Origin of the sequence: Lysobacter enzymogenes, assembly GCF_017355525.1 — a bacterium.
Lineage (GTDB): Bacteria > Pseudomonadota > Gammaproteobacteria > Xanthomonadales > Xanthomonadaceae > Lysobacter > Lysobacter enzymogenes_C.
Genome location: NZ_CP067395.1, coordinates 3552770 through 3562500, shown reverse-complemented (window position 1 = coordinate 3562500; position 9731 = coordinate 3552770). Strand labels below are relative to the sequence as shown.

Below are 9731 nucleotides of genomic sequence, written 5' to 3'. Positions count from 1 at the left end.
AGGACGTGGCAGCCTGCGAAAAGCGTGGGGGAGCTGGCAACAAGCATTGATCCCGCGATGTCCGAATGGGGAAACCCACCTAGCAATAGGTATCCTGCAGTGAATACATAGCTGCTGGAAGCGAACCCGGAGAACTGAAATATCTAAGTACCCGGAGGAAAAGAAATCAACCGAGATTCCCTAAGTAGTGACGAGCGAACGGGGACTAGCCCTTAAGTTGCATCAGCTTCAGCAAAAGAACCTGGAAAGGTTCGCCGTAGAAGGTGACAGCCCTGTATGCGAAGGGGCTGATGCGATGAAATCGAGTAGGGCGGGGCACGAGAAACCCTGTCTGAATATGGGGGGACCATCCTCCAAGGCTAAATACTCCTGACCGACCGATAGTGAACCAGTACCGTGAGGGAAAGGCGAAAAGAACCCTGGTGAAGGGAGTGAAATAGATCCTGAAACCGTGTGCGTACAAGCAGTAGGAGCCCGCAAGGGTGACTGCGTACCTTTTGTATAATGGGTCAGCGACTTACTGTTCGTGGCAAGCTTAACCGTATAGGGGAGGCGAAGGGAAACCGAGTCTGATAAGGGCGCATAGTCGCGGGCAGTAGACCCGAAACCGGGTGATCTAGTCATGCCCAGGGTGAAGGTTGAGTAACATCAACTGGAGGCCCGAACCCACTCCCGTTGCAAAGGTAGGGGATGAGGTGTGATTAGGAGTGAAAAGCTAATCGAACCCGGAGATAGCTGGTTCTCCTCGAAAGCTATTTAGGTAGCGCCTCGGACGAATACTGCTGGGGGTAGAGCACTGTTATGGCTAGGGGGTCATTGCGACTTACCAAACCATGGCAAACTCCGAATACCAGTACGTACTATCCGGGAGACACACGGCGGGTGCTAACGTCCGTCGTGAAAAGGGAAACAACCCAGACCCACAGCTAAGGTCCCAAATTTATCGCTAAGTGGTGAACGATGTGGAAAGGCACAGACAGCCAGGAGGTTGGCTTAGAAGCAGCCACCCTTTAAAGAAAGCGTAATAGCTCACTGGTCGAGTCGGTCTGCGCGGAAGATTTAACGGGGCTAAGCGATAAACCGAAGCTTGGGGTGCATACTTCTGTATGCGCGGTAGAGGAGCGTTCCGTAAGCCGATGAAGGTGGATTGAGAAGTCTGCTGGAGGTATCGGAAGTGCGAATGCTGACATGAGTAACGATAATGCGGGTGAAAAGCCCGCACGCCGAAAGCCCAAGGTTTCCTTGCGCAACGTTAATCGACGCAGGGTGAGTCGGCCCCTAAGGCGAGGCAGAAATGCGTAGTCGATGGGAAGCAGGTTAATATTCCTGCACCTCGCGTAAGTGCGATGGAGGGACGGAGAAGGTTAGGCAGGCCAGGCGTTGGTTGTCCTGGTGAGAGAGTTGAGGCGGTCCCCTTAGGCAAATCCGGGGGGGCAACGTTGAGACTAAGGACCGGCCCATTAGGGCTAGGCTGCTGATATCACGCTTCCAGGAAAAGCTCCTAAGCTTCAGCTTACGCAGACCGTACCGTAAACCGACACAGGTGGGCAGGATGAGAATTCTAAGGCGCTTGAGAGAACTCGGGTGAAGGAACTAGGCAAAATAGCACCGTAACTTCGGGAGAAGGTGCGCCCTCCACGGTTAATAGCTGAGGGGGGCCGCAGTGACCAGGCCGCTGCGACTGTTTATCAAAAACACAGCACTCTGCAAACACGAAAGTGGACGTATAGGGTGTGACGCCTGCCCGGTGCTGGAAGGTTAATTGATGGGGTCAGCCGCAAGGCGAAGCTCTTGATCGAAGCCCCAGTAAACGGCGGCCGTAACTATAACGGTCCTAAGGTAGCGAAATTCCTTGTCGGGTAAGTTCCGACCTGCACGAATGGCGTAACGACAGCGGCGCTGTCTCCACCCGAGACTCAGTGAAATTGAAATCGCTGTGAAGATGCAGCGTTCCCGCGGCAAGACGGAAAGACCCCGTGAACCTTTACTATAGCTTTACATTGAACGTTGAGTTCGTCTGTGTAGGATAGGTGGGAGGCTATGAAACCATGGCGCTAGCTGTGGTGGAGCCATCCTTGAAATACCACCCTGTCGTGCTTGACGTTCTAACCTGGGCCCGTTATCCGGGTCGGGGACCATGTATGGTGGGTAGTTTGACTGGGGCGGTCTCCTCCCAAAGTGTAACGGAGGAGCACGAAGGTACGCTCAGCGCGGTCGGACATCGCGCACTGTGTGCAAAGGCATAAGCGTGCTTGACTGCAAGATCGACGGATCAAGCAGGTACGAAAGTAGGTCTTAGTGATCCGGTGGTTCTGTATGGAAGGGCCATCGCTCAACGGATAAAAGGTACTCCGGGGATAACAGGCTGATACCGCCCAAGAGTTCATATCGACGGCGGTGTTTGGCACCTCGATGTCGGCTCATCACATCCTGGGGCTGTAGTCGGTCCCAAGGGTATGGCTGTTCGCCATTTAAAGTGGTACGCGAGCTGGGTTCAGAACGTCGTGAGACAGTTCGGTCCCTATCTGTCGTGGGCGTTGGAGATTTGAGAGGGGCTGCTCCTAGTACGAGAGGACCGGAGTGGACGAACCTCTGGTGTTCCGGTTGTCACGCCAGTGGCACTGCCGGGTAGCTATGTTCGGAAGCGATAACCGCTGAAAGCATCTAAGCGGGAAGCGCGCCTCAAGATGAGATCTCCCGGGAGCTCGACTCCCCTAAAGGAACCATCAAGACTAGGTGGTTGATAGGCAGGGTGTGTAAGTGCGGCAACGCATTGAGCTAACCTGTACTAATGATCCGTGTGGCTTGACCATATAACCTCAAGTTGCCTTGGTCTCTATGTGACACGTCACCTGACGTTCCAAACCAAACACTGACTCGCTACATTCCACTCTATTCGCCGACAACGGGATCCATTCCGTTGAAAGCAAACCAACGTGAGCGTGAGCGCAACTCGATCCATCGAGACCTGCGACCCTCCACCCTCTCCCTGGTGATAATAGCTGTGTGGAACCACCCGATCCCATCCCGAACTCGGAAGTGAAACGCACATGCGCCGATGGTAGTGTGGCTTAAGCCATGCAAGAGTAGGTCATCGCCAGGGGCTTTACCCCAGAAGGCCGGATCCCAAAAGGATCCGGCCTTCTTCTTTGCGTCGAATAAAAGCAACCAACACGACCAGTTACCTGCGGCCGTCGCCGATTAACTAAGCCGCGCCGACGCGTTTCTTTACTGCGCAGGTAACCAGCGCCGATAGCGCGACCTGGTCCGGCGCAGGCCACGCGGCCACATCGCAACCCGCAGAAAATCGGCGCCGCTCGGCCCGTCGAATCATCGATTGAATATCGCCGACCCAGCCGCTTGCCGCTATCGGATGCGGTATCGCCGTCCGAGTTAATCCGGCCAGCGGTTAGCGCGGCGCGTGCCCTCCGCCGAGCGTCGAATCGCTAGTCGAAGCCCTTCTCCACCGCTTCTCGCTGAAACGGCGACCTTCTCGTCCAGAATTACCCCGCGGGAATCGGACCCCCCGGAAGCCCACAACGGACGAAAGCGATATGGAAAGACGAAAGTTCATCGGCGTGCCGTTGGCGATGACCGCCGCGGCGGCCGCCAGCGCACTGGCGAGCGGCAGCTCCGCCGCCCAGCAAACCGCCCTGATCGACGCGCGCGACGTAAGTTACTCGCCGCAAGACGGCAGCGCGACGCCTCGATCGGTGCAAGGACGCTTGCGCGATGCGCTGACCGTTCGCGATTTCGGCGCGATCGGCGACGGCGTCGCCGACGACAGCGCGGCCTTCGCCCTCGCAAACGCCGCGCAAGGCCAGATCTATGTGCCGGAAGGGGATTACCGCGTCGCGGTTCAACCCGCGCTGGGCAAGTTCTATGGGCCCGGGCGGGTGAGGATCGGAACGGCGCGCGCCTACATCCATCCGCATGCCGGGCCGATCCACCGGATCCATGCCGAGGTCTTCGGCCTGGAACCGACCGACGACACCGATTCGTCGCCGGCGCTGCAGGCGGCGGTGGATTTCGCCAACGACCGCGCGATACCGCTGGAACTGCCGCCGAACCGCAAGATCCGGGTGAGCCGCACGATTACGATCAAGATCGGCGCGGAGCAGAAGCCCGAACAGCCGGCGCGACGCTTCATGCTCTACGGCAACAGCAGCCAGATCATGGCCGATGTCGCTGGGCCGGCGTTTCATCTGGATGCGCAGTGCCCCCCGTATCCGCCGGGAGTTAAGCCGTCGGGTTTCGAAGTCGGTTTCTTCCTGATCGACAATCTGCGTTTCAACGGCTATTGGGCGCAAAGAGTCGGCCTCGTCGGCCGCTGCGCGATCCAGATCGGCACCCGCGGCCGGCTGTTCAGCGGTTACCAGAAATGCCTGCTGCGCGACGTCTTCATCGAAGGCTTCGAGAACGTCACCACGATCAAGATGGTCGGACTGTCGACGCGGTTGATCTGCTTCGACCGGGTGGTGTCCAACGCAGGCGGCCTGTCGATCGTGGCCGACGAACCGCGCGCTTTCATCGGCGATCTGGATTTCATCAACTGCCAGTTCGGCGGCACCAAGAACAATCCTCCGTTGCGTATCGAATCGGCGGCGTCGGGCGAAGCCAGCGAGATACGCGGCATCCGCTTCACCAATCAGCTGATTTACGGGCCGGGTACGCTGCTTTACGCCCACAACAACGGCGGCATCGGCGACATCTGGTTCGACTCGACCCAGTGGGAAAGCGTGACCGAGGAAGAAGGGGCGCACGGCTTGTGGATCAGCCTCGACAACACCGCGCGCGTGTTCCAGGTATTCGTCAACAGCCCCTACATCGTCGGCTATCGTGGCCACGGAATCCTGCTGGAGCGTTTCGGCAGCGCGAGCGTGCAGGCGGTGGTCGTTCGCGGCGGCAACCTGAACTTCATCCAGGGCCCGCAGTACCGGCCGATCGCGTTGACCCAGTTCGACAATACGTCGATTCTGGACTGCGAGTTTTTCGGAAAAATCAAGGCCGAATCCTGCATCAGCGTCTACAACGCGAAGAACGTCATCGTCAGTCGCTGCAGAGCTGCGGCGGCTGAAGAACCGCTGCCGTACTTCATGGAAATCGGCGGGAACTCGGATCGCGTCATCGTCGCCAACAACATCGCCAAGACGGCCAGAGGCCTGATCGCGAACGCAACAAGCGGAACAGTCATCAACGAGAACAATATCAACTACTAAGCGAGCGAGACGCTAACCGCTCCCGCGACCAGACGGGAGCGGTCGTTCAGGCCTGAGCCTTGAACGTCACCACCAACACATCCCGATGCGCCTCGCGCTGCGGATCCTGCGGCGTCACTGCCGTCACACCGTGGAACACGCGGGCATCGTCGACCAGCGCCGCGTCCAGCGGCGCGGTGAGGGTGAAGCTGCCGAGCAGGCTGCCGTCGCGGTCGTGGATGGTGGTGGTGCCGCTGACGATGTTGTGGCGGTCGATGAGCAGCACCAGCACGTAGTCGACGCCGTCGCGGTGCACGCCTTCGGGCGTCGGCTGGCCTTCGCGGTCGGGGCCGGCTTCGATGCGGAACTGATGCAGTTCGATATGCCAGGCCGCGGTCTGCGGCGCCAGCGCGGAGAAGAAGTCGCGGCAGAACGCCAGCACGGTGCGCAGGCTCTCGCCCTCGGCGATGTCGTCGCGGACCGGTTCGAACCAACGCTCGATATCGCCCTGCAGCGCGTTGTAATTCAAGCTTTGGTAATGCGGTTGGTGCGGCCGGCGCACGATCTCGCCTTCGCGCCGCGCCTGGAACACCGCATGGCGGCGGCGGCGATGGCGTCCGACCTGGGCCAGATAGACGTCCGGCGCGAGGTCGTTCCAACTGTCGGCGAAGGCGTCCCAGTCCTGCAGCGAACCGTGTTCGAGCAGATGCGTTCGCATCTCGCCGCCGTCGACGAAGCGGAAGCCTTGTTCGCGCAAGGAGTGCGCGAACTCATCGTGATCGAAAGTCGGGGGCGCGGACATGCGGTGCTCGGAAAAGGGGATGGGGAAATACGTTCGAACTCGACTCAGCGGTTCAGTGCGCTCGAGCGTCCGGATCGGCGCGTTCGCGGATCCGCGTCATGAGGACCGCAATCGCTGCGCGAGCAGCGTCAGCGTCTCGGCGAGCGCCTCGGCTTCGTGCTCGTTGAGCTCGACGGGATCGAGGTCGGAACCGCGCAGTTTCAGCTGGATCGATTGATCGTCGTCGATCCACAGGACGATATCGCCGCCGGCGACCCGGTAGATCTGTGCTGGCGTCTCGCTCATGACCGGCACGGCTCGCGCATCGCAATCGGCTCAGACCGCGGCCAGCGCCGCGAGCGTCAGCAGGGCGATCACGCACAGGAAACCGACCGCCCACACCAGGCTGCGCAGTAGCGCCTTGCCCGCGATGTAGAACACGCCATGCAGCACGCGGCAGACCACGAACACGATCGACAGGATCGCGATCCAGTTCGTGTCGACGCCGGCCATCTGCGCGCCGAGCACGCCCGCGGCGAACGCCGGGAAGGCTTCGAAGGCGTTGAGGTGGGCGGCGTTGGCGGCCTTGGAACGCGGATCGTCCTGGCGCGCCTGCCAGCCGCGCGGGTCGCGGTTGTCGTAGCGCTTGCCGGTGGCCTTGGCCGCCGCGGTCCACAGATACGGCAACAGCGCCGCGATCAGCAGGCACCAATAGGCAACGGTCATCGGCATGGCGCTCCTTCGGGGCGTAGACCAACCGCGAGCTGCGGTGCGCTCAGCCTAGCGGAAAAAACGACGGCGCCCAGGGGCGCCGTCGTCGGATCGCTTTGCGGGCGCGGGCGGCCGGACCGGCGGGTCCGCGTCGCCCGTCCGCATGGGCCGGGCCGCTTATTGCTTGGCCGGCGCCATCAGCTTGTCGTGCGCGGCGCGGAAGGCGTTGCCTTCGTACCAGTTCGGCCACTGCTCGTTGCCGGCCAGGGTCTTGCCGACGCCGTACAGCGCGTCGAGGTCCTGGACCACGCCGTCGAGCTTCCAGTTCGGATCGAACTCATCGGCCGGCTTGTGGTAGCGGTTGTCGCGGTAGTCGACCTGCGCCTTCTGTCCGGCGTCCACGCCGCCGTCGAGCAGGTCGTCGCCACCCTTGGCGTACAGCGCCGGCACGCCGGCCTTGGCGAAGTTGAAGTGATCGGAGCGGAAGTAGAAGCCGTCCTGCGGCGTGCCTTCGGCGTGCAGCACGCGGCCCTGGGCGTCGGCGACGGTCTTGAGGATGTCTTCCAGTTCCGAGCTGCCGTAGCCGACCACGGTCATGTCGCGCGACTTGCCGATGATCGGCATGGCGTCGAGGTTGATGACCGCGACGGTCTTGTTCAGCGGCACGCTCGGATGGGCGACGTAGTACTTGGAACCGAGCAGGCCCGACTCCTCCAGGGTCACCGCCAGGAACAGCAGCGAGCGGTCCGGCGGCGGCGTCTGCTTGCTGAAGGCCTCGGCGATTTCGAGGATGCCGGCGACGCCGGAGGCGTTGTCGACCGCGCCGTTGTAGATGGTGTCGTGGCCCTCGCCCTTCGGCGCCGCCGCGTGGCCTTCGTGGCCGCCTTCCTCGGTGTGGTGGCCGAGGTGATCCCAGTGCGCCATGTAGACGATGGCTTCGTCCGGACGCTTGGCGCCGTCGAGCCTTGCGATCACGTTGCGCGAGGACTTCTCGCTGATCTTGCTCTTGAGGTCGACCGAGGCCTTGGCCTGCAGCGCGATCGCCTTGAAGCCGCGCTTGCCGGCGGCCTGGTAGAGCTGGTCGAGGTTCTGGCCGAGGTCGGCGAACAGCTTGCGCGCGGTGTCGGCGGTGATCCAGCCCTGCACCGGCAGGCGCGGTTCCGGATCGTCCTTGGCCGGCAGGTCGAACTGCGCGCCGGACCAGGAGTTCTTGACCACGTCCCAGCCGTAGGACGCGCCGGCGTCGTCGTGCACGATCAGCGCGGCCTTGGCGCCCTGGCGGGCGGCTTCTTCGAACTTGTAGGTCCAGCGGCCGTAGTAGGTCATCCGCTTGCCTTCGAACAAGGTCGCGTCCTGGCCGTGGAAGCCCGGGTCGTTGACGAACATCACCACCGTCTTGCCCTTGACGTCGACGCCGGCGTAGTCGTTCCACTGCTGCTCCGGCGCGTTGACGCCGTAGCCGACGAAGACCAGGTCGCTGGCGTCGATCTTCACTTCCGGCTGGCCGGTGCGGGTGCCCACGACCATGTCGGTGCCGAACTTGAGCTCGCGCGCCTGTCCCTTGACGTCGAGCTTGAGCACCGTGGATTCGTCGGCGGTGGTTTCCACCATCGGCACGGTCTGGAAATAGCTGTCGCCGTTGCCCGGTTTCAGGCCCAGGCGCTTGAACTGCGCTTCCAGGTACTGGACGGTCTTGTCCTCGCCGGCGCTGCCGGGGGCGCGGCCCTCGAACTCGTCGGAGGCCAGGACTTTGACGTGCTGGGCGAAGTCGGCGGCGTTGATCGCCGCGTCGAAGGCGTGGTCGCCTGCGGCCGCAGCCGGGCTCGCGGCCGGCGCGGCGGCCGTCGGCGCGGCGCCGTCGGCGGCGGGTTTGTTGCAGGCGCTCAGCGCGAGGGTCGCGACGACCAGCGAGGTCGCGGCGAACAGCGGATTGGGTCGGGACAAGGTTTGGAACCTCCAAGAGCGGCCGGCGGCCAGGGCGTGGGGGAGGTCCATTCTAGGTGCAGGCTCGCGCCGCATTGGCCCCGAACCGGGGGCGCGGACTTTTCCGATCCGGCCGCTTCGCCCAACGGCGCTCGCGATGGCGCACGCCGGCGCCGTGGCGAAGCCCCCGCGCCGGGCGCCCTTCACGGCCAGGAGAAGGGGCGCCCGGGCGGGGGCGGAGGGCGGCTTACTGCGCCGGCGGGGTCGCGCCGCTGAAGGCGATGGCGGTGGCGCCGCGCACCGCGCCGGTCTTGGCGCTGGTGTGCACGTACAGCTTGACCGAGCGCTCGAACACCAACGGGCCGTCGACGCGCGCGTTCGGGCCCACGATCACGATCGGGTCGCGGCGCTGGAAGGTGAAGTTGCCGGTCGGCTTGGTGTACTTGATGCCGCCGGTGACGTGCGAATCGATGCCGACGGTGACGTCGCCGTTGACCGTCTCGATGCCGCCGTTGAGCTCGGTGGCGACCAGGCCGATCGAGCCGTTGACGGTCTCCACGTCGCCTTTCAAGCGGCCGCCGCGGTCGACGAAGATGCCGCCGTTGACCGTGGTCAGCCCGGCGCTGGCGGTGAACTTGCTGCCGACGCGGATGCTGCCGTTGACCGTTTCCAGGCGGTTGGCGCGGGCGCCGTCGCCGGCGCTGATGCTGCCGTTGACGGTCGAGGCGCCGTCGACCGCGGCGTTGTCGCCGATGCGGATGCTGCCGTTGACGGTTTCCACGTCGCCGCGGGTCTGGCCCGCTTCGACGGTGATGCTGCCGTTGACCTTGCTGACGTCGTCGTCGGCGGCGACGGCCGCGCTGGAGGACAGGGCGATCAGCGCGGACAGGCAGAGGGTGAGGCGGGTGCGGGTCATGGCGGGTTCCGTTGTTCGGGTGGCAAGGCTTGTGATGCGGCGTCCGTGCGGACGGTTTACGCCGCGGCGAAAATTTCTTCCGCGGCCGGCGCCGGCGCCGGCGCCCGGGCGTCCCGGCCCGCGATCGCGATCGCGGCGCCGTTCCCCGGGGCTTCATCGCCCGCTTCGCTACAATCGCCCAATCCGCGGGCCGCGGCGCCGG

At 63.1% G+C, this 9731-nt stretch carries 6 protein-coding genes and 2 rRNA genes (1 of these 8 cut by a window edge); 3 read left to right on the top strand and 5 right to left on the bottom strand.

Annotated elements, in window-relative coordinates; all coding sequences use genetic code 11:
* The 3 genes from JHW38_RS14990 to JHW38_RS14980 form a co-directional block, all read left to right on the top strand.
* A 23S ribosomal RNA gene (locus JHW38_RS14990) occupies positions 1 to 2813 on the top strand (it extends 52 nt beyond the left edge of the window).
* A gap of 175 nt (positions 2814 to 2988) precedes the next feature.
* A 5S ribosomal RNA gene (gene rrf / locus JHW38_RS14985) occupies positions 2989 to 3103 on the top strand.
* 487 nt (positions 3104 to 3590) lie between these two features.
* On the top strand, positions 3591 to 5219 hold the full coding sequence (locus JHW38_RS14980; RefSeq protein WP_207522150.1) for a glycosyl hydrolase family 28-related protein: 1629 nt from the start codon (positions 3591 to 3593) through the stop codon (positions 5217 to 5219).
* A 46-nt stretch (positions 5220 to 5265) separates the two neighbouring features.
* Here JHW38_RS14980 and JHW38_RS14975 read toward each other — a convergent pair whose 3' ends face one another.
* From JHW38_RS14975 to JHW38_RS14955, 5 genes are all read right to left on the bottom strand, one after another.
* Complete coding sequence (locus tag JHW38_RS14975) at positions 5266 to 6000, bottom strand: 2OG-Fe dioxygenase family protein (protein ID WP_207522149.1); 735 nt, start codon at positions 5998 to 6000, stop codon at positions 5266 to 5268.
* 96 nt (positions 6001 to 6096) lie between these two features.
* Entirely contained in the window at positions 6097 to 6285 is a 189-nt protein-coding gene (locus JHW38_RS14970) for a hypothetical protein (protein ID WP_207522148.1), read from the bottom strand.
* 30 nt (positions 6286 to 6315) lie between these two features.
* Entirely contained in the window at positions 6316 to 6705 is a 390-nt protein-coding gene (locus JHW38_RS14965; RefSeq protein ID WP_207522147.1) for an MAPEG family protein, read from the bottom strand.
* Between the two features lie 162 nt (positions 6706 to 6867).
* The gene (locus JHW38_RS14960) at positions 6868 to 8634 is read right to left on the bottom strand and encodes a M28 family metallopeptidase (protein WP_428995250.1); all 1767 of its coding nucleotides are present in this window, start codon (positions 8632 to 8634) and stop codon (positions 6868 to 6870) included.
* A gap of 226 nt (positions 8635 to 8860) precedes the next feature.
* A complete protein-coding gene (locus JHW38_RS14955; RefSeq protein WP_207522145.1) occupies positions 8861 to 9529 on the bottom strand; it encodes a hypothetical protein in 669 nt (222 codons plus the stop codon).
* Positions 9530 to 9731 lie beyond the last annotated feature (202 nt).

Bases quoted from the DNA above. Each gene is read 5' to 3' on its own strand.
- JHW38_RS14980 (WP_207522150.1), top strand. From the start codon at position 3,591: ATGACCGCCGCGGCGGCCGCCAGCGCACTGGCGAGCGGCAGCTCCGCC.
- JHW38_RS14975 (WP_207522149.1), bottom strand. From the start codon at position 6,000: ATGTCCGCGCCCCCGACTTTCGATCACGATGAGTTCGCGCACTCCTTG.
- JHW38_RS14970 (WP_207522148.1), bottom strand. From the start codon at position 6,285: ATGAGCGAGACGCCAGCACAGATCTACCGGGTCGCCGGCGGCGATATC.
- JHW38_RS14965 (WP_207522147.1), bottom strand. From the start codon at position 6,705: ATGACCGTTGCCTATTGGTGCCTGCTGATCGCGGCGCTGTTGCCGTAT.
- JHW38_RS14955 (WP_207522145.1), bottom strand. From the start codon at position 9,529: ATGACCCGCACCCGCCTCACCCTCTGCCTGTCCGCGCTGATCGCCCTG.